Raw genomic sequence first — 20,125 nt, forward strand, 5'->3', positions numbered from 1 at the left:
CTACCTTCATGTTAGGCCTAAGCTGTTTGTTATTACGCTCATCCAACTGCACATCAAAATTTACAATGCCATTTTGTACCGATGGATAAACATTTAATACGTGCCCCTTTAACTGTGCATCGTTAATGCGCACTACCACCGGCATGCCATTGTGTAATTGATCTAGGTAATTATCACTTATGCTGCCGTTCACTTTAAAGCTGCCCAGATCGGCTATACGGGCAAGGGCATCTCCTTCGTGCACGGTGGCACCTATATTTTTGTTAACATAGGTTACAACACCGCCGCGGGTTGCAACAATATTTGCAAGCTGTAATTTACGCTGCAGGCCGCTCAGGTCATTTCGCTGTATGGCAAGCGCAATTTCGGCTTCCTTGATCTCGATCTGCATAGTTTGCTGTTTGCTCCGGATCTCGTTCTCCAACTGCTTTTTCTCTAACTGCGCAACCTTTAAATTTAGCTCAGCTTGCTCTATCCCTTCGCGGGTACCGCCGCCGGCTTTAAACAGGCGTTTAGCATTCTCGACCGCATCAATAAGGCTACTGATACGCAATTGCTTAATATTGTTGTTAGATTGAATATCGAAAAAGCTTTTATTCAGATCAAGCTTCAATTTGCTGATCTCGTTACTTTTGCTCTGCATTTGAAAATTGATTTTTTCAAATTCTGTTTGCGCTGCTGATTTATCAAGCGCCAATATCGACTGACCTGCTTTTACCTTATTACCGGCATCCATTACCACATTTTTTATAGATGCGTTGATAGGGCTGGTAAGTATCTCTTCAAACTCAGGCAATATTTCGCCGGTGGCATTTAACGTATTCTCTACGCTTCCTTCACTTACAACGGCCGTAGTTATTTCACTCCTGTTTATACTGCTCTTTAAAGTGGTACGCAACATCCATACAGCAGCAGCCAGTAAGAATAAGGCAGCTATCCCTATTAAAATTCCATTTTTCTTTTTGCGGGCAATAACATCCTGCTCAATATTCTGATCCATTTTAGTATTTAAAATGAACAGCTATTTACAAGCAATGTACCAAACTTAATATATTGATTATCAGATTTTTAATTAATTTAAGTTTTTAAAATTTGCCCGATATCGGACAAACTTATCCGTTATCGAAATGAGGCAATAAGGCACGTCCCGAAAAGCGAATATATCCGGGCGGTTTAATATGCTCATCTGGGTAACAATTAGTAATTTCATCAAAAATTATCTACCAATAAAACCCGGATACTCATCCCTTTAATAGAGATAAGAATATTACCAATGTTTAGGCGAACCGTTTTACTGTTCATTTTTGCTGTTGCCATCGGCCCGGCTTCCTCATCGCGGTTATTTGCGCAGGGTAATATTGGATTCGAGAACGGCAATTTCGACAATTGGGAGTTTGCTGTAGGCAGTATCGAAACCAACGGTAAGATAACTACATATCCATCTATTGCAGTCCCAGGCAGCTTTACTATCTTGAAAAATGACGGATCAGACCTAAAGGATAACTATGGCAAGTTCCCGGTTTTTTCGCCAAACGGAAGCAAATACTCCGTCAAATTGGGCAACGAATTGTATGGCAATACCGTACAACAAATGTCATACACGATAACCGTACCGCCAACCGGCTCAAGCAGCATTGTTTTTGATTACGCTGTAGTTTTAGAAAATCCCGGGCATGAACCTTATCAGCAACCCCGGTTTACGGTGAAGGTTTATAATGTTACCGACGATAAGTACCTTACCTGCCCTTCCTTCGATTTTATATCCTCTGTTAATTTGCCCGGATTTAAGTACAATAGTGATGGTGTTTTTTTTAAAGACTGGTCATCGGCAAGTATCAACTTAACCGGATTGAACAACAAAAAGATAAGGCTGGAATTCACAGTGAACCATTGCCCTTTTGGCGAGCATGCAGGGTACGCTTACATTGATATCAATGAAAATATCAGTACGCCGGTAGGTGGTAATAACTTTTGTAAAAACCAAAGCAACATCACCTTATCCGGCCCGCCTGGGTTTGCAAACTATTCCTGGTCGACAGGTGATTTAAAAACACCGTTAGGCACCGGGCAGTTCCTCACTATCCAGCCTCCGGCAGATGCAACTAAACTGGCTCTCACAGTAACGCCATATAACGGTTTAGGATGCCCGGATACTTTTTATTTCGACGTGAACGGGATCAACAGCGATTTTAATTTTGTCGCTACGGATGCCATTATCAGTTGCCCGGGTACTTCTGTTGATCTAACGGCACCTTCCATTACATCCGGGAGCAGTCCGGGACTAACGTTTGATTATCTTACCGATTCCTTTGAACTATTATCCGGGCCATCGCGGATCACTGCAAATGGCTTGTATTATATCAGGGCTAAAAACGCTGGCGGGTGCAGTAATTTATTGCCGGTAAAAGTAACATTTGAGTTGCCGCAGCTACAGATAATTGTGCCGCCGCCGGTAAAATTTCCTGAAACGGTCGATCTTTCTGCAACCTTTAGCAAGCAACAAGGCGTTTCATACTATTACTATACCGATGAAGCAGCCAGTGAGCCTTTGGTGGACTTTACAGCTATCGCAACAACTGGTAAATATTATGTAAAGGCCGAAACAGCTGACGGCTGTATAAATATCCAACCTGTTAGTGTTACTGTGTCGCCGCCAGACCCGTTCACGGTAACCGCGCCAAATACATTTACCCCTAACAATGATGGTGTCAACGACACGTTTACAATTTTGTTAACCGGCTACATCAAGTTCAACGGATTAAAAATTTATAACCGCAACGGCAACCTGATCTTTAAAACAAGCGATGCAGCGCAGTTTTGGGATGGCACCTATAACGGTCGGCCTGTACCAAGCGGAACATATTATTGGATATTTGACGGATATGATAATTACTACCGTAAAAAAGTAACCGGTTCCTCTTTTATCACAGTTATCAGATAGCACAGGGGCGAAATTTTGTCTCCCCGCTCATCGATATTTACAATATGTCATAGAATTAATCGATTATGATTATTAGGTGCAATGTTTTAATTTTAGATTTTAGGCGGTAATAAACAAGCTTATTATATAATCATCAAATTATGAATACAGATTCGAATGATATCAGTAAATGCCCGTTTTTAAACGGTGAGATGAAACACAACGTTGGCGGCGGCGGCACCCGCAATAACGATTGGTGGCCTAATCAGTTAAAACTGAATATTTTGCGCCAGCAATCCACATTATCCAACCCGTTAGGTGAAAATTTTAACTATGCCGAAGCTTTTAAGAGCCTTGATCTGGAAGCAGTAAAGCAGGATTTGCATGCACTTATGACAGATTCTCAGGATTGGTGGCCTGCCGATTTTGGTCACTACGGTGGTTTATTTATCCGTATGGCATGGCATAGTGCAGGCACTTATCGTATTACAGATGGCCGCGGCGGCGGTGGCGCAGGCTTACAACGCTTTGCTCCGCTTAACAGTTGGCCTGATAATGTTAGCCTGGACAAGGCGCGACGCTTGCTGTGGCCTATTAAACAAAAGTATGGGCAAAAACTTTCATGGGCCGATTTGATGATTTTGACCGGTAATATTGCGCTGGAATCAATGGGTTTTAAAACATTTGGTTTTGCAGGCGGTCGCGAAGATGTTTGGGAAGCTGATGAATCTGTTTACTGGGGTGCAGAAACGACCTGGCTGGGTAACGATAAACGCTATGCCGACGGGTCACCGGGTGCAGTTGACGGCCATGGTATTCTGGTGTCTGACGAAGATGCCGATGGAGACATTCACTCCCGCAACCTTGAGAAACCTCTAGCTGCGGCGCATATGGGATTAATTTACGTTAACCCCGAAGGACCGGACGGTAACCCCGACCCGATTATGGCAGCAAGGGATATCCGAGAAACTTTTGGCCGCATGGCTATGAACGATGAAGAAACAGTTGCGCTGATTGCTGGTGGACACAGCTTTGGTAAAACGCATGGTGCGTCAACATCAGACCATGTAGGCAAAGAACCAGAAGCATCAGGCGTGGAATTGCAAGGATTTGGCTGGGCCAACCAATACGGATCAGGTAAAGGCCCGGACACTATCACCAGCGGCTTGGAAGTAACCTGGACAAAAACACCCACCCAATGGAGCAATAACTTCTTTGAAAATCTTTTCGCTTTTGAGTGGGAATTGACCAAAAGCCCGGGTGGTGCACACCAGTGGGTTGCCAAAAATGCAGAAGCAATTATACCAGATGCTTATGATGATGCTAAAAAGCATTTGCCTAGGATGCTTACTACCGATCTTGCTTTAAGGGTCGATCCTGCGTATGAAAAAATATCAAGGCGGTTCCTTGAAGATCACGAAGCTTTTTCGGATGCTTTCGCGCGTGCCTGGTTTAAGTTGACCCACCGTGATATGGGCCCGCGTGCACGTTACCTTGGCCCTGATGTACCACAAGAAGTTTTGCTTTGGCAGGATCCTATCCCGGCGGTTGATCATGCAGTTGTTAACGAAGGCGACGTTGCCGGCCTGAAATCAACAATCCTGGCATCAGGGTTAACTGTATCAGAACTGGTATCTGCTGCCTGGGCATCGGCTTCCACATTCCGCGGATCGGATAAGCGCGGCGGGGCAAACGGTGCACGCGTTAGGTTAGCACCGCAAAAGTACTGGCAGGTAAACAACCCTGCCCAGTTGCAAAAGGTATTGAATGCGTTAGAAGGTATCCAAAATAATTTTAACGGCAGCCAAACTGATGGAAAAAGGGTATCACTGGCAGATTTAATTGTATTAGCCGGAAGCGCTGCGGTTGAGAAAGCAGCAAACAATGCCGGATACAACGTTAATGTACCATTCACTCCTGGCCGTATGGATGCCTCACAAGAGCAAACAGATGTGGAAGCCTTTACTTACCTGGAGCCTGCTGCCGATGGTTTCCGTAACTACCGCAAAGCACAACTTTCTGTATCTACAGAAGAATTACTGATAGACAGGGCACAATTGTTGACCCTTACAGCGCCCGAACTAACGGTACTAGTTGGCGGCTTACGCGTATTGGAAACAAACTTCGACGGTTCTAAACACGGAGTATTCACATCGCGTCCAGGTCAGCTTACAAACGATTTCTTTGTAAACTTGCTTGATATGCGCACAGCATGGAAAGCCAAAGACGGCAGTAAAGAAGTGTACGAAGGTACCGATCGTTCTACGGGCGAAGTTAAATGGACAGGTACGCGTGCCGACCTGGTTTTTGGATCAAACTCGGAACTGAGAGCTGTGGCAGAAGTGTATGCAAGTGCTGATAGCAACGAAAAGTTTGTGAAAGACTTTGTAGCAGCATGGGTTAAAGTCATGAATCTGGATAGATTCGATTTAATTTAAGCACGCAATAAATAACATGTAAACGCCTTGAACGTTATGTTCGAGGCGTTTCTTCGTAGCTGGAATTGCTTATTAAATGAGCCGATTAGCGGACTAATCGTAAACAATTTGCGCTTGGCAACGCTTTAACATAATTACAATCGAAATCCGGGCACTTACCGGGCAACTATAAATACATTGATATGAGTACTGAAAAAGCAATTTTAGCAGGAGGATGTTTTTGGGGAGTGGAAGAATTGATCAGGCATCTTCCCGGCGTTACCTCAACTGTTGTAGGATATACAGGCGGCGACGTACCTAATGCAACTTACCGCAATCACGGCACACATGCCGAAGGCATAGCCATAACATTTGAGCCCGAAACGATTAGCTACCGCGAATTGCTGGAATATTTTTTCCAGATTCACAACCCAACCACCCGCAACAGGCAGGGCAATGATGTAGGGGCTTCATACCGTTCCGCGATATTTTACTTGACTGATACGCAACGCGATACTGCAAACGACCTTATTGCCGAAATGGAAGCATCCGGTATCTGGCCAGGAAAAATTGTTACAGAGGTGGTTCCCGCAACTGACTTTTGGGATGCCGAAGCCGAGCATCAGGATTACCTGCAAAAAAATCCGTACGGCTACACTTGCCATTACGAAAGGCCCGACTGGAAATTGAGCTAAATAATTACTGTAGAAGATCCGTATTGACCTGATGCGGAAAGCGCCTGGTGAGTTCCTTTAATTTAGCGCTTACTATGTTTGCGCAAAACGGTTTATCCGGATTACTATAGTAATAATTTAAGTATTCGGCACTGTTAACACTAAATTCTTTAAAGGGCAACACTTGGGTTATGATCGGCTCATCAAAATTCGGCTGCAGGTTAATGATCGCCTGGCGGGTTATATGTTCTTGCTCCTCATTAAACGTATACACTGCCGAACGGTATTTGCCACGCATGCTATGATTTGCTGTACAGCTATGCGTATGGAGATGAACTGCTACTAGCAGCTCCAGCGAAATCTTTTCAGGCTGATAGTTTACAATAACAGCTTCAGAAAATTTGCTTGCACTACCTTCAGATGCTATCCACCCCTGCTGCACTTCTGCAACTCCTTTAAGCGATTGAAAGATGGCCTCGGTACACCAATGGCAGCTTCCTCCAAAACCTATTCTATCCATCTGTTTACAACGCAATTTCATGGCATTGGTTTATGATGTTAGTTATTTCCTAGGTATAATAATCGGTCTGATTTATTTGGATTAGAATAAATTTATGATTTACTTTGAAATACAAAGTACTTTATAAAAATAAAAATGCTTAAGTTTAATCGTATCTATTTTATTGGGGCAACTTTGTTGTTGTTAACTGAAATTTTGATAGCTGTTTACCTGCATGATAATTTTATTCGCCCTTATGGTGGCGATTTCCTGGTGGTGATACTGATCTATTGCTTAGTTAAAAGCTTTATTAATTACAATGTAAACTGCACTGCCGTCGCTGTATTGATCTTTGCCTATCTAATTGAATGGAGCCAGTGGTTTCATTTGGTGAATATTATGGGGCTGCAGCATTCATTACTGGCGCGCACAGTAATGGGTACAGATTTTGCATGGACGGACATGTTAATGTATACGCTCGGGATAATGCTTGTCTGGGTTGTTGAACGAATAGTAAGATGCCTGTAAAATATTTTGTTGAGGAACAATCGATAGTTCGTAAGATCTGGGGCAAAGCCGATACAGTACTATTTATTTTTGCTGGAGCCGCCGCTGAATTTGCATTAAATAAGGCCGTAGATTGGCTATATTTTACCGGCAAACTTCCGGCCGATCCTCTGGCCAGGCTATTTTCCACCGTTACTTATTCACGGCAAATTCTATTTTCTACGGAAGAAGATGCCTATTATGCTATCAATCAGATAACTGCCATACACAAACATGTGGAAGGCGCCCGTGGTGCTCAAATACCCGACTGGGCATACCGCGATGTTCTTTTCATGCTCATAGATTATACTATCCGTTCGTTCGAACTGCTAGACCGGAAATTAAGCCTTGACGAGAAACAGCAAGTTTTTGAGACCTTTTACAAATTAGGCTTGCATATGGGGCTTCGGGGATTACCGCAAAACTACACCGCTTGGCTTACCATGCGTCAAGATCATTTAGAAAAAAATCTGCAATACAGCCCGCTAACGGCCGACTTATTTAAACAATATAGAAAACACCTGGGAGGGCCAAGATATTGGCTTATGTGTAAAGTACAGGCACTGTTAGTACCTGCCCGGGTAAAAGAACAGCTCAAATTAAAAAACGGTAATCTGTTAAATCCGTTGCTCTATGCTTACAAGCTATTTGCCGGTTCAAAGCTAAGCAGATGGTTTCGTGACGCTATATTGCCTGCAAAGTACAAATCTCAGATAGTGGCTATGGATAGCTGATCGCGTTAGTTTCATTGTTTACACTTTACCTTAATCGAGTACGGTTTTTCACGTCCTTTTATTGTCTTATTATTTAATTAGAAATTAAAACAACTTGGTTGTTTATAGCTTTATACTAATAGATATTTCTTAAATCTAAAAAAGAATCATGGCAAAAAAAGAAACCGGTACCGAACCGAAATTCATTACAGCTGCGCCTGCTGACGGCGAAAATCCATTATTGGAACTTTTTAAAGATGGTATAATGGACATCTATTGGGCCGAAAATCATTTAGTAAAAAACTTACCAAAAATGATTAATGCAGCAAATTCTGATGAGCTAAAGACTGCCATTGGCAATCACCTGGAAGAAACTAAGGGTCATGTAACCCGTTTAGAAGAGGTATTTGGGTTGCTTGATGAAAAAATTATCGCCAAAAAATGTGATGCAATGGAAGGTCTTACAAAAGAAGGTGAAGGTATAGTTGAAGGAACTCCAGCCGATACAGATGCGCGTGATGTAGGAATTATAATGGCATCTCAAAAGGTTGAACATTACGAAATTGCTACCTACGGCGGTTTAGCATCTCTCGCTACTACTCTTGGCCTGGCTGACGTAGCATCGCTGCTTGAGCAAACATTGGCCGAAGAAAAGGCTGCTGATGATCTATTAACACAAGTAACCACGAATATTACTGCTAAAGCCTAATCTATGCCAGTTAAAAAGAAAGCCGAGAAACCGGCTACCGAACCAAGTAATTTGAAAAGCGAAAAACTTGGCCAGTTTCGGGATGATGCTAACGGCCAGTTAATGACTACTAATACGGGTACTAGAATAAACGATGATCAAAATTCCTTAAAAGCGGGTGATCGTGGCCCTTCCTTACTGGAAGATTTTATCCTGCGAGAAAAGATCACTCATTTTGATCATGAACGTATTCCTGAACGGGTTGTGCATGCCAGAGGCTCTGGCGCGCATGGTGTGTTTAAACTTTACCAGGAGCAATCGGCAATTACTAAAGCACAGTTTTTAAACGATACGGAAATTGAAACGCCTGTTTTTGTACGGTTCTCTACAGTTGCAGGCTCACGCGGCTCTACCGACCTCGCGCGCGACGTGCGCGGCTTTGCGGTACGTTTTTATACTCAGGAAGGTAATTTTGACCTGGTGGGCAATAATATCCCTGTGTTTTTTATCCAGGACGCTATTAAATTTCCTGACCTGATACACGCAGTTAAGCCTGAACCAGACAACGAGATTCCTCAGGCCGCATCTGCCCATGATACCTTTTGGGACTTTATTTCCCTGATGCCGGAGTCGGCGCACATGGTCATGTGGGCCATGAGCGATCGTGCACTGCCACGCAGTTACCGGATGATGGAAGGTTTTGGTGTACACACCTTCCGCTTTATCAACGCAGAAGGCGTTTCCAGCTTTGTGAAATTTCATTGGAAACCGCTGTTAGGTGTACATGCCGTTGCATGGGATGAGGCACAAAACATTTCAGGCAAAGACCCAGACTTTCATCGCCGCGATCTTTGGGACGCTATTGAAAGCGGCGCTTTTCCGGAATGGGAATTAGGCGTTCAAATCGTATCCGAAGAAGATGAATTCAAATTTGAGTTTGATCTTTTAGATTCTACTAAACTCATACCTGAAGAGTTGGTGCCTGTACAGCGTATTGGTAAATTAACCCTTAACCGCAACCCGGACAACTTTTTTGCCGAAACCGAGCAAGTAGCTTTCCACTTAGGTCATATCGTACCAGGGATCGACTTTACAAATGACCCTCTTTTACAGGGCAGGTTATTCTCCTATACTGATACGCAATTGTTGCGGTTAGGCGGGCCTAACTTTCAGCAACTGCCTATTAACAGGCCGGTAGTACCTGTGTACAATAACCAACGTGACGGATTGTCCCGCCAAAATATTGATGCAGGTAAAACCAGCTACAGTCCAAATTCACTAAACGCCAATTCACCGGCTCAGGTTAAAGAAAGTGAAGGCGGTTTTGTAAGTCACAACGAACGTATTGATGGGCGCAAGATCCGGGCGAGAAGTAAAAGCTTTTTAGATCATTTTAGCCAGGCAAGGTTATTTTTCAATAGCCAGTCTGACCCGGAGAAAAACCACATTGTTGACGCATTGAGTTTTGAACTTGGGAAAGTTAAAACAATAGCTATATGTGAGCGAATGCTGGGTATTTTATCACTTATAGACAAGAGTCTTGCAGCTGAAGTTGCTTATGCATTGGGCTTGCACGTACCGCAATCACCGGAAAGGCCGATAAACAAAAGTATTCCGGCGGATGCTCCTATTGAAGATTACGAGTCTGTGCAGGTTGAAGGTTCATTGACCAAATCTGATGCACTAAGCATGACTAATACAATTAAGGATAGCATCCAAACCCGTAAAGTGGCGATTTTAGCGGCAGATGGCGTAAATGAAAAAACTTTGTTTGCAGTAAAGGCAGCAATAGAAGCCGAAGGCGGAGCAGTTAACGTAATTGCGCCAAGGCTGGGCTTTATCACGTCGCTTAACGATGAGCAGATACAGGCCGACGAAAGTTTCCTGACAGCGGCCTCTGTACTCTTCGACGCAGTTTATGTGCCGGGCGGAGCAAACAGTGCTGCTTCAATCGAAGCCGATCCGGATGCTGTACATTTTTTAAATGAAGCATTTAAGCATTGTAAGGCAATTGCAGCAGATGCTGATGCTATGCAAGTTTTAGAAGCTACGTACTTTAGTAAGAAAATTGAAAATGATGAAGGTGTTATCCTGAGTGACAATGCTGATACTTTAGCAACTAATTTTATTGAAGCTATTAAGCAACACCGTTTTTGGGAACGCGAAAAACCGAGAAAGATACCGGCTTAGTCAATAAAAAAAGCGCCTTAATAAGGCGCTTTTTTTATTGATTTAAAACAGCAATTGCGCCTTCGTTACCTTGCTGCAGTGCAATATCATAAACAGATAATCCCCTTGTATCAAGTAAGGTTTTATCCGCACCGGCATCAAGCAATTGCTTTAACATATCATTACGGCCAAACATCGCCGCAAACATCATGGCTGTACCACCATTGCCATGTGTTTGATCCAGATTTGCTCCCCTGTCAATAAGTAGCTGGGCAATATCTGCATATCCTTTAAAGCACACACCCATCAAAGCGGTGTTTCCGCCAAAATCAGCACCGTTAATATCTGCACCATTATCTATCAAAAAACGAGCGGCATCGATCTGATTATTATAACAAGCGATTATCAACGGTGTATACCCTTTGGCATCCCGCGCGTTTATATCAGCCTTTTGTTTTAGCAACTCTTCTAATACCGGTATATCGCCTTTCCTTGCGGCGTGTATAATCACTTCATTTAAATCCACGTTTTCCATAGAAACTCTTGTTTATAATTCAAAACTCTTACTTATTTAGCTAAAGGCAATGTAAACCAAAACGTACTGCCTAATCCTTCCTCACTTTTTACGCCTATATCACCGTTATGCCTTTTTATAATTTCCGAGCAAATGTAAAGGCCTAAACCAAGCCCTGATCCCTGATGTCCCGATGGGTCTACCCGGTAGTAGCGATCAAACAAATGCCCGAGTTTTTCTTGTGGTATACCCTGCCCCTGGTCTGTAACTGAAACGGTAACCATATCCGCATTGCTGCTAATATCAACCGTTATCAGGTCCGATTCCGGCGCGTATTTTACGGCATTGCTTAAAAAGTTGGTCAATACCTGGTCTATACGGTGCTCATCCGCATATACCTCCAGTTCAAGCTGGCCGGTTATAGCTATCTGATGTTTTGCAATAATGCTTATGGGATTAGCAACTGCATTTACCAACTGCGATAAAATGAACGTATTTTTATTAAGGTGTATTTCAGTTTGTTGCAACCGGCTCACATTAAGAAGATCTTCTACAAGATAGCTTACCCGCTCAATACTTTTACGCGACTGCATTATCAGCTTAGGAATCATCGTTTGCCCGGGCTTATCTTTGATTCGGTCCATCAGCTGTAACGAGGCCTTGAGGCTGGTGATAGGCGTTTTTAATTCGTGGCTGGCTATGCTGATAAAATCATCTTTTTGTTGTTGCAGGGCTTTATGATCCGTAATATCCAGTACAGTGCCCAGCATCTTTTCCGGATTTTGATTATCATCGTAAAAAACCTTGCCTTGTGCACGGATCCAACGCACAGATTGATCCTTGTGTATTACCCTGGCTTCGTAAAACAAATCGCCGGTTTTGATAGCTTGCTCATGCGCGGCGTTTCTTTTACTTCGGTCTTCGGGATGCGTTATTGCATCGATTGTAAATTTACCCGGCGCTTTGTCAAGGTTAAAGATCTCATTGAACCTGCCAGATACTAAAGGAATATTTGTTTTAAGATCCAAATCAAAAATACCTATCCCTGCAGCGTCAACTGCAAGGCGGCTGCGTTGTTCGGCAACCTCCATTTTACGCCTCGAGGCCACCAGTTCGGTAACCTCTATACCAATTACCATAATGGCATTCACAGTGCCATCCTGTGCCCTTACAGGCTCATAAACGAAGTTGATAAATACCCGTTCTGGAACGCCGTTTCTAATCAGGTACAACTCATGCTCGTTAGCCACATAGGGCACACCCGTATCGATCACATCATTCATCACCGGGGCGTAAGCTTCAGCAGCTTCGGGCACGGCATCCCAAATGGTGCGATTTTCTAACTCATGCCGTTGTTTGCCAACTAAATTTAAATAAGCATCATTTACTTCGATAATGGCTAAGTCGCCTGCACTAATCAGACAAATTCCCATCGGTGCCTGCCTGATCAGATTTCTGAAACGGCCTTCGCTAATAGACAACTCTTCGTTTAAGCTTTGCAAGTACTCCTGCGATAGTCGTAACTCCTCTGTTGCTGCAAGTAATTCTTCATTTATGGTGGCCAATTCTTCGTTACTGGCCCGCGCCTCTTCGTTAGATGCCGTTAACTCCTCATTAGTAGCAGTAAGTTCTTCAACCAATTCCTGTTCCCGTTTTTTACTAAGGTACCTGTTTGTGATATCGATAGCTGTGTGTAATATGGCAAACGTTTTGCCATCACTATTCTTAATTGCCCGGTATTCGTAATCGAAATAAAATGTTTGCAACCGACCATCTACAATGATGTTGGCAGGCGTATCCGTACCAGAAACAGTTATACCTTCATTCCATACGCGTTTAAAAAGGTCTATAAACGGCTGACCTTTTAATTCGGGGAGTGCGTCGGTAAGGGTTTTACCAATTACACTGCGATCTTTACCCCAGGTATTTAACATGGCATCATTTGCCGCCTGAATTACAGCATCTTCAGAAACATGTACAGCTGTTGGGTATTGCGTCATGCAAAGCACATCAATTAATTGCTTGTCATTCAGCAAGGAAGGCGAATCGTTCATTTTAAAGGTTTTGTGCGCCGCAAATGTAATATTTGCAAAAACATTTAACGCTTAAAACCACAGTTTGTGTGATGCAATATGATGTTAGCTTTAATTGCATTGTTGAAACAATTATGGCACGGATAACATTCATATGATATGATTACAGTAATTGGTGTTTTTGATGATATCGACCTTGCCGAAGAAGCAAGTTCTTACCTTTTGGCTAATGAATTTACAGGCGAGAACATTGACCTGTACACACATAACCAGGCAATTGATAATGATAACCGCATAACAAACTTTTTTAGCCATTTGATAGATGATGAAAAGAAAGCCACACATTTTGGATCACTTGCGCAGCAGGGTACTCTAGTAACTGTACATGCATTATCTGCAAGAGAAGCACAGGAAGCGGTAGATGCGTTAAATAATTATGGGGCTCTTGAAGTAAATGCCGACGACGAATCATCGGGCAAAAGTCAGATGATTGAACGGATAGTAGCCGACGACAAAAGGTTACGTACCATTTAAATCCGCCGTTGTATTTCTTCAAATGGTGCGATAAAGTTATCTTGGCTACTTAAAAGCCTTTTTATGAAACGCAGAAACTTCGTTCAAAGCTCCATGATCGCGGGTGCTTCGCTATTGTCAACCGGTGTTACAAAAGGGAATGCAGGTTCCGGTGATTGGTCTGCTACAGGCAAGCCCTTTAATATGAATTATGGCATTCACGATGGCATGTTCAAAACCCACGCCGGTGATAATTTTATTGACCAGATAAAATTTGCGTATGAACAGGGCTTTCGTGCTATTGAAGACAATGGACTATCCGGCAGACCAGTAGACGAGCAGAAAAAAATTGGCGATACACTCGCTAAATTAGGTATGGCTATGGGCGTGTTTGTGCAGCCCGGCCTGGGTAACGATAGCAACATGCTGGCATCTGGTAAGACGGATCAGGTTGATAAATTCATCGTATCCTGTAAACAGGCTGTTGAAGTTGCCAAACGGGTAAACAGCAAACTGGTTACCGTTGTGCCGGGCGATTTTGAACGCAAACTACCTATTGGTGTACAAACCGGTAATGTAATAGAAGCCTTAAAAAAAGGAACAGCCGTGTTAGAGCCTCATGGGATTACAATGGTTTTAGAACCACTGAGCGATAACCCAGACCTGTTTTTAAGAACAGGCGATCAGGCTTACGCGATTTGTAAAGCCGTGGGCAGCCCATCATGCAAAATACTTTATGATATGTATCATATCCAACGTAACCAGGGTAACATTCTGCGGACTCTTGATCTGATATATGATGAGGTCGGCTACTACCAGATTGGTGACAATCCAGGCCGTAAAGAACCCGGTACCGGCGAAATAAACTACAAAAATATCTTAAAACACATCCATAACAAAGGCTACAAAGGTGTAATTGGCATGGAGCATGGCACTGCAGGCGCCGGCAAAGAAGGCGAACTTGCACTGATAAAAGCGTATCGTGAGGCTGACAGCTTTATGTGATAGTGTATTATTCTATGTTACTTGTTAATGCTATTAAACAGTTAGTTGTTGCTGTATAGGTTTTACTAACAAAACTAACTTTATCTAATTATGCAAATGCAGCGGGTGGCAAATGGCATTAAAGCCCGTTATTATAGCCCTATTTGATGAGATACAAACTTATACTGTCTACGCTTATTTGTTTTATTACCAGCTTGCACGTAAATGCTCAAAGCATACAGGACGATAGCATAACAGTTGCTGTTGAACCTGATTATGACAAAGTAGGTAAGCTGCACCGCACATTTTTAGGCGAAAATTACCGTAAGCTTTGGTCGACGCCTGTTAGATTAAAGGTGTTTCGCCTCGAAAGAGAAAAAGGCGGTCTTACCATTTTACAGGCCGGCGGTGGTATGCAAACGAAATCGCTAAGATTACGCGATGCCTCCGGGCAGGAATGGGTGTTGCGCACAGTTCAAAAATATGCCGAGCGGGTATTGCCGCCTACCCTGCGCAAGGGTCTTGCTAAAGATATCTTACAAGATCAAATATCTACGGCCAATCCCTTTGCGGCACTAACGGTGCCACCAATGGCCGAAGCATTGGGCATTATGCATTCCAATCCTCAAATAGTTTACGTGCCCGACGACCCTGCATTGGGTAAATACCGTAAGGACTACGCTAATCATGTTTTTTTGTTTGAAGAACGGGAGCCGCTTGAATCGGACAATACCGACAATACAACAAAGGTTCAGAAAAAATTAAGGGATGATAATGATGTAAGGGTTGATGATAAATTGGTTTTAAGGGCCCGCTTATTTGATATGGTCTTAGGCGACTGGGACCGACACGACGACCAATGGCGATGGGATAAACAAAAAGATGGTAAAAATACGCTTTACACACCTATCCCACGCGACCGTGATCAAGTGTATTATAAAACATCAGGTTTTTTCCCATGGATTGTTGCGCATCAGTGGCTAAAGGCAAGGTTTCAACCGTACAAAGAAGAAATCAGAGACATTAAAGCCTGGAATTTTAATGGGCAGTACTTTGATCGCTATTTCTTAAATCAGGTAAGTGAAGACGATTGGAAAGAGCAGATCAGCTATATCCAAACACACCTTACAGACAAGGTGGTGGAAGAAGCATTTAAACGCCTGCCGGCGGGTATTTACAAACTTTCGGCACCGCAACTAATTACCATATTAAAAGCACGTCGCGATAACCTGAGCAAGCAGGGGATCGAATACTACAAATTTCTGGCACAGGTTGTAGAGATCCCTATGACTGATAAAAAGGAGCATTTTAATATAAAACAGGAAACAAACGGTAGGCTTGATGTAACTGTCAATAAGATCACGAAAGAAGACAGCATTGCACAGGTGCTTTACCATCGCACTTTCGACCCAACAGAAACCAAAGAAATTCGCCTGTACGGTTTTGATGGTAAAGACATTTTTAATGTTACAGGCGAAGGTAAATCGCCAATTGTGGTCAGAATGGTTGGCGGCGATGGTGTCGACAGTTTTTTAGTGGCGCCTGAGGTACATAATAAAGCCAGATTGTTTATTTACGACCGATCGGACGAGAAAAACATTTTTCCGCAAAGCGCTGCTGCCAAGCTGCGTTTATCTACTGATACTGCGGTGAATAGTTACAACAAAAAAAGTTACCAATTTGACCGACTTGCACCGGTAATACTTGGGCAGTACAACAATGATTACGGCTTATCGATAATCGGCGGGTTTTCTAACATAAAACACGGCTTCCGCAAAGAGCCTTATGCTCAAAAACAAGAGGTGCTGGTTGATTATTCGCTTGCAAGGCATTCATTGTTGATCACTTATGACGGCGACTTTAAGAAAGCGATTGGCAATAATGACCTGATGATCAATGTTACATCTAGAGGGCCTAACAGTGTAAACAACTTTTTTGGTATCGGCAATGAAACCGAATTTATAGACAAGGGTAAAAAAGAGATCGAATTTTACCGCAACCGCTATGATCTGGTCAATGCAGATATAGGGCTTGGGCGCACCTTTGGCAATATTAAAATTAAAGCCGGAATTGCCGGGCAGTATTATCACAGTTCGCTTGACAATAACGAGAAGAAATTTTTAAATACCTATAACATTAATAACCCGCAGCAGGGTGTGTTCTCCAATCAGTTTTATGCCGGCCTTGTAGCCTCGGCTGATGTTGATACGCGCAATCTGCCCCACTTTGCCACCAAAGGAGTTTTCTGGCACACAAGTTTACGCGGTTTACAGCAGGTAGGTAACGGTAACGACAGGTTTGGGCAAATTTTATCTGAGTTTAACCTTTACCTTAAGCCATTTAAAAAAACTGATTTCACAATCAGTAATCGTATTGGCTTAGGAACTACTATGGGTGAAGCTGCTTATTACCAGCAATTAAAGCTGGGGGGAATCAATACACTGCGTGGTTTTCATACCTGGCGCTTTACCGGTAAAACAATGGCCTATAATGGCCTTGATCTGCGGTTAAAGACGTTTGACTTTAACTCGTACTTATTTCCTGGTTCTGTCGGTGTATTGGCATTTAATGACGTGGGGCGGGTATGGTCGCCAAACGAGTCGTCTTCTAAATGGCACGATGGTTATGGATTTGGTGTTTACGTTACACCGGCAGAACTCGTTTTTATCCAGTTTTCTAAAGGCTATTCAAAAGAGGGATCTATTAGTTATCTGGCACTCGGCTATCGGTTTTAATTCCTTATCGCATGGCTAATAAACCAAACACCGATTGTTTTAGCAGACAATTGGCATATGTAGCAAAACGAACGTTTGTGTAATTTTTAAAAGGTTACTGCAACATTATCATAATTTCTAATTGAAAATCAAAGAGTTAAGCTCGGTCATCAAACCCTTAAAAGCAAAAAAATCCTTTGGCACGGTATTGGTATAAGTGTTAATATGAAAATAGTACACATCAACGTCAACCAGCCAATTAAAAAGATCGAAACATCTATCAAAGCGATGTTGCGTGTAGAGTACAATAATTTAAAAGCTAACGTAAGGTTTTTAAGCAACCACCCTGCAAACCAGCATTTTCCAGGCTTTATTGCCTGATTATATATATTATCTACCTATGGGAAACGGCTTCTTTTATTTAAAAGAGGCTTTTTTTATTTAAAACAACAAGCCCGCGCAATAAACTTGCACGGGCTTTCTTCTAAACCAGTGGTGCTACCCTGTCCATTACTTTATCCATGGTAATAGGTAAATCATTTACGCGTTTACCGGTGGCATGAAATACAGCATTGGCAATAGCAGGTGGTACTGCCACCAAGCCGATCTCGCCTAAACCCTTAACACCTAAATCGTTCACTATCTTATCGTCCTCTTCTACAAATATTACATCGAGTTCGTTAATATCTGCATTTACCGGGATATGGTATTCGCTTAGGTTATCATTTACAAATTTACCAAACCGATGATCCATTACAGATTCTTCGCGCAGGGCTTTGCTTATCCCCCAAACCATACCGCCCAGGATTTGGCTACGTGCGGTTTTTGGGTTTAATATCTTACCTGCAGCTACAGCAGTAATCATCCGCGTAACTTTTACGATGCCAAAATCCTCGTCAACCTCCACTTCAACAAACACTGCGCTGTGCGTAGCACGTGTATATTTGCGTTGTTTCATCACATTTGGCCAACCCATGTTTTTGCTTTTAAGCTGCTTCTCCTTAGTAGCCGATACAATTTCTTTGTAAGATAAAGGTTTACCGCCGTTCTTTTTCAAACGCAGGCCGCTATCTGTAAACTCCACATCGTCAATATCAGCATCGCTGAAAGGGGCAACCAATTTTCCAGCCTTTTTTAACAGCTTTTTTTGCAGGCCAAGGCAGGCGGCCTGCACCGCAGTACCTGTACTTGCAGCAGTAAAGGACCCACCGGATATTGGTGCAAACGGCATATCAGAATCCCCAAGCTCAAATGTAACGTCGGCCATATCCATACCCATAAAATCCGCAGCTATCTGGCTCATGATGGTGTAAGTACCTGTACCCATATCGCAAGTTGCGCTACGTACGGTAAGCTTGCCATCTGCATTTAAAATAGCCTCGGCACGTGTAGGCATTTGCATAGCTTCCCAAATACCAGACGCCATGCCCCATCCTAACAATTTATTATCGCGCCGCATCGAACGTGGCTCTGGGTTCCTGTCCTTCCAACCAAACTTATCCGCTGCTTGCCTGAAACATTCTTTTAACTCTTTACTTGAATACAGTTTGTCTGTAGTTTCATCCACATCTGTGAAGTTTAACAGCCTGAATGCTACAGGGTCCATCTTAGCGTTGAATGCCAGTTCATCAATAGTGATTTCTAAAGGATGCACACCTGTTGCACCGCCTGGTGCACGCATATCCATCGGACTTGCCATATCCAACGGGAGCAATTTGTATTGCAATTTTGCATTAGGCGACGGATACATCATATTAGACCAATTCACAACAATTTCTGTGTAGTCTTCATATTGCGATGTCTCTCCAATCCCTTCGTGATTTATTGCCTGGATTTTTCCAGTTCCATCAGCACCAAATTTGGTTTGCTGATAAGTTGCCGGTCGGTGACCGAACGTAAACATTTGATGACGGTTCATGCTCAACCGTACGGATTGTTTAAGATCCAGCGAAGCCATCACCGCTAAAAAAAGTTGATAATTGGGTCGCAAACCAGATCCAAACGCACCACCCACATAAGGTGATATTACTCTTACGTCTTTAAAATGCAAACCAAACACATTGGCAACGTATAGCTGGCAATTTACACTGCCCTGAGTTTTGTCGTAAATGGTAAGTTTTTTATCTCCTTCAAAAACTACTGTAGATGCAAAAAGTTCCATTGGATTGTGGTGCTCAACACCATGAACAAACGTACCACCTGCTTTAATAGCTGACGATTCGAAGACCTTATCCGCATCTCCTTTCGGTTTGGGCGGGCCGGGCTTTAAAGCGCTGGCCAAGCCCTTTTTAGGCTTACGTGCTTCATTTAAATGAGCATGCAAATCGGTTTCAAAATCTTCCACCTCGTACTCCACAGTGATCAATGATGCTGCATATCGCGCCTGTTCAAAAGTATCGGCCACAACCATTGCAATCGGCTGTCCGTTGTAAACTATCTTGTTGTTATGCATCGGTATAAAAGGTTTGCCGGGCGGCGCATCCATATCCGCATAATTAAGGCTTAACCATGCTGTAGAAGGTCTGTTTTCATGCGTGTATATTTTTATAACGCCATGTACAGCCATAGCGTTTTCCAGATTGAATTTAACGATCTTGCCTTTAGCAATCGTACTGTTCACAACATAGCCATAACGCAAACCGGGAACATTAAACTCAGCTGCATATTTTGCGCTGCCGGTAACTTTAGCTTCGCCATCTACCCGGCTTATGGGTTGCCCTACAAATTTCTGCTGCATAATA

At 43.0% G+C, this 20,125-nt stretch carries 16 protein-coding genes; 11 read left to right on the forward strand and 5 right to left on the reverse strand.

Annotated elements, in window-relative coordinates; all coding sequences use genetic code 11:
- On the reverse strand, positions 1-1,000 hold a 1,000-nt coding region (locus ACE5CV_RS04605), incomplete at its 3' end, for an HlyD family secretion protein (RefSeq protein ID WP_374948989.1).
- Positions 1,001-1,273: 273 nt separating this feature from the next.
- On the opposite strand from ACE5CV_RS04605, the gene ACE5CV_RS04610 reads away from it, so the two are divergent.
- The 3 genes from ACE5CV_RS04610 (at position 1,274) to msrA (ending at position 6,032) form a co-directional block, all read left to right on the forward strand.
- A complete protein-coding gene (locus tag ACE5CV_RS04610; RefSeq protein ID WP_374948990.1) occupies positions 1,274-2,941 on the forward strand; it encodes a gliding motility-associated C-terminal domain-containing protein in 1,668 nt (555 codons plus the stop codon).
- A gap of 140 nt (positions 2,942-3,081) precedes the next feature.
- Entirely contained in the window at positions 3,082-5,358 is a 2,277-nt protein-coding gene (katG, locus tag ACE5CV_RS04615; RefSeq protein WP_374948991.1) for a catalase/peroxidase HPI, read from the forward strand.
- 182 nt (positions 5,359-5,540) lie between these two features.
- Complete coding sequence (gene msrA, locus ACE5CV_RS04620) at positions 5,541-6,032, forward strand: peptide-methionine (S)-S-oxide reductase MsrA (protein WP_374948992.1); 492 nt, start codon at positions 5,541-5,543, stop codon at positions 6,030-6,032.
- Between the two features lie 4 nt (positions 6,033-6,036).
- Here the strand turns inward: msrA and ACE5CV_RS04625 are convergent, their stop codons facing one another.
- Positions 6,037-6,552, reverse strand: a complete 516-nt coding sequence (locus ACE5CV_RS04625; protein WP_374948993.1) for a peptide-methionine (S)-S-oxide reductase — start codon at positions 6,550-6,552, stop codon at positions 6,037-6,039.
- A gap of 114 nt (positions 6,553-6,666) precedes the next feature.
- On the opposite strand from ACE5CV_RS04625, the gene ACE5CV_RS04630 reads away from it, so the two are divergent.
- The 4 genes from ACE5CV_RS04630 to ACE5CV_RS04645 all read left to right on the forward strand — a co-directional run bounded on the left by ACE5CV_RS04630 (position 6,667) and on the right by ACE5CV_RS04645 (position 10,647).
- Positions 6,667-7,038: a DUF2809 domain-containing protein gene (locus tag ACE5CV_RS04630; protein WP_374948994.1), complete on the forward strand. Its 372-nt coding sequence runs from the start codon at positions 6,667-6,669 to the stop codon at positions 7,036-7,038.
- The gene (locus ACE5CV_RS04635; RefSeq protein WP_374948995.1) at positions 7,029-7,790 is read left to right on the forward strand and encodes an oxygenase MpaB family protein; all 762 of its coding nucleotides are present in this window, start codon (positions 7,029-7,031) and stop codon (positions 7,788-7,790) included. Before ACE5CV_RS04630 ends, ACE5CV_RS04635 begins: the two co-directional genes overlap by 10 nt.
- 148 nt (positions 7,791-7,938) lie before the next feature.
- On the forward strand, positions 7,939-8,478 hold the full coding sequence (locus ACE5CV_RS04640; RefSeq protein ID WP_374948996.1) for a ferritin-like domain-containing protein: 540 nt from the start codon (positions 7,939-7,941) through the stop codon (positions 8,476-8,478).
- Between the two features lie 3 nt (positions 8,479-8,481).
- Positions 8,482-10,647, forward strand: a complete 2,166-nt coding sequence (locus tag ACE5CV_RS04645) for a catalase (protein WP_374948997.1) — start codon at positions 8,482-8,484, stop codon at positions 10,645-10,647.
- Between the two features lie 34 nt (positions 10,648-10,681).
- On the opposite strand, the gene ACE5CV_RS04650 is transcribed toward ACE5CV_RS04645, so the two are convergent.
- On the reverse strand, positions 10,682-11,161 hold the full coding sequence (locus ACE5CV_RS04650; RefSeq protein ID WP_374948998.1) for an ankyrin repeat domain-containing protein: 480 nt from the start codon (positions 11,159-11,161) through the stop codon (positions 10,682-10,684).
- 32 nt (positions 11,162-11,193) lie between these two features.
- The gene (locus ACE5CV_RS04655; protein ID WP_374948999.1) at positions 11,194-13,194 is read right to left on the reverse strand and encodes an ATP-binding protein; all 2,001 of its coding nucleotides are present in this window, start codon (positions 13,192-13,194) and stop codon (positions 11,194-11,196) included.
- A 138-nt stretch (positions 13,195-13,332) separates the two neighbouring features.
- Between ACE5CV_RS04655 and ACE5CV_RS04660 the strand changes: the two genes are divergently transcribed.
- The 4 genes from ACE5CV_RS04660 (at position 13,333) to ACE5CV_RS04675 (ending at position 17,765) form a co-directional block, all read left to right on the forward strand.
- Complete coding sequence (locus ACE5CV_RS04660; protein WP_374949000.1) at positions 13,333-13,707, forward strand: hypothetical protein; 375 nt, start codon at positions 13,333-13,335, stop codon at positions 13,705-13,707.
- 63 nt (positions 13,708-13,770) lie between these two features.
- A complete protein-coding gene (locus tag ACE5CV_RS04665) occupies positions 13,771-14,691 on the forward strand; it encodes a hydroxypyruvate isomerase family protein (protein WP_374949001.1) in 921 nt (306 codons plus the stop codon).
- 146 nt (positions 14,692-14,837) lie between these two features.
- On the forward strand, positions 14,838-17,405 hold the full coding sequence (locus ACE5CV_RS04670) for a BamA/TamA family outer membrane protein (protein ID WP_374949002.1): 2,568 nt from the start codon (positions 14,838-14,840) through the stop codon (positions 17,403-17,405).
- Positions 17,406-17,609: 204 nt separating this feature from the next.
- On the forward strand, positions 17,610-17,765 hold the full coding sequence (locus ACE5CV_RS04675; protein WP_374949003.1) for a hypothetical protein: 156 nt from the start codon (positions 17,610-17,612) through the stop codon (positions 17,763-17,765).
- 103 nt (positions 17,766-17,868) lie between these two features.
- Here ACE5CV_RS04675 and ACE5CV_RS04680 read toward each other — a convergent pair whose 3' ends face one another.
- Positions 17,869-20,121, reverse strand: coding sequence for a xanthine dehydrogenase family protein molybdopterin-binding subunit (locus ACE5CV_RS04680; RefSeq protein ID WP_374949004.1), 2,253 nt, complete (start codon positions 20,119-20,121; stop codon positions 17,869-17,871).
- Positions 20,122-20,125: the final 4 nt, after the last annotated feature.

Source organism: Mucilaginibacter sp., from assembly GCF_964263795.1.
GTDB lineage: Bacteria > Bacteroidota > Bacteroidia > Sphingobacteriales > Sphingobacteriaceae > Mucilaginibacter.

What these genes read in the sequence shown, in the direction of transcription:
- ACE5CV_RS04675 (WP_374949003.1), top strand. Translation starts at nt 17,610, where the DNA reads ATGAAAATAGTACACATCAACGTCAACCAGCCAATTAAAAAGATCGAA.
- ACE5CV_RS04665 (WP_374949001.1), top strand. Translation starts at nt 13,771, where the DNA reads ATGAAACGCAGAAACTTCGTTCAAAGCTCCATGATCGCGGGTGCTTCG.
- ACE5CV_RS04630 (WP_374948994.1), top strand. Translation starts at nt 6,667, where the DNA reads ATGCTTAAGTTTAATCGTATCTATTTTATTGGGGCAACTTTGTTGTTG.
- ACE5CV_RS04610 (WP_374948990.1), top strand. Translation starts at nt 1,274, where the DNA reads ATGTTTAGGCGAACCGTTTTACTGTTCATTTTTGCTGTTGCCATCGGC.
- ACE5CV_RS04625 (WP_374948993.1), bottom strand. Translation starts at nt 6,552, where the DNA reads ATGAAATTGCGTTGTAAACAGATGGATAGAATAGGTTTTGGAGGAAGC.
- ACE5CV_RS04655 (WP_374948999.1), bottom strand. Translation starts at nt 13,194, where the DNA reads ATGAACGATTCGCCTTCCTTGCTGAATGACAAGCAATTAATTGATGTG.
- ACE5CV_RS04670 (WP_374949002.1), top strand. Translation starts at nt 14,838, where the DNA reads ATGAGATACAAACTTATACTGTCTACGCTTATTTGTTTTATTACCAGC.
- ACE5CV_RS04660 (WP_374949000.1), top strand. Translation starts at nt 13,333, where the DNA reads ATGATTACAGTAATTGGTGTTTTTGATGATATCGACCTTGCCGAAGAA.
- ACE5CV_RS04645 (WP_374948997.1), top strand. Translation starts at nt 8,482, where the DNA reads ATGCCAGTTAAAAAGAAAGCCGAGAAACCGGCTACCGAACCAAGTAAT.
- ACE5CV_RS04680 (WP_374949004.1), bottom strand. Translation starts at nt 20,121, where the DNA reads ATGCAGCAGAAATTTGTAGGGCAACCCATAAGCCGGGTAGATGGCGAA.
- msrA (WP_374948992.1), top strand. Translation starts at nt 5,541, where the DNA reads ATGAGTACTGAAAAAGCAATTTTAGCAGGAGGATGTTTTTGGGGAGTG.
- ACE5CV_RS04640 (WP_374948996.1), top strand. Translation starts at nt 7,939, where the DNA reads ATGGCAAAAAAAGAAACCGGTACCGAACCGAAATTCATTACAGCTGCG.
- katG (WP_374948991.1), top strand. Translation starts at nt 3,082, where the DNA reads ATGAATACAGATTCGAATGATATCAGTAAATGCCCGTTTTTAAACGGT.
- ACE5CV_RS04650 (WP_374948998.1), bottom strand. Translation starts at nt 11,161, where the DNA reads ATGGAAAACGTGGATTTAAATGAAGTGATTATACACGCCGCAAGGAAA.
- ACE5CV_RS04635 (WP_374948995.1), top strand. Translation starts at nt 7,029, where the DNA reads ATGCCTGTAAAATATTTTGTTGAGGAACAATCGATAGTTCGTAAGATC.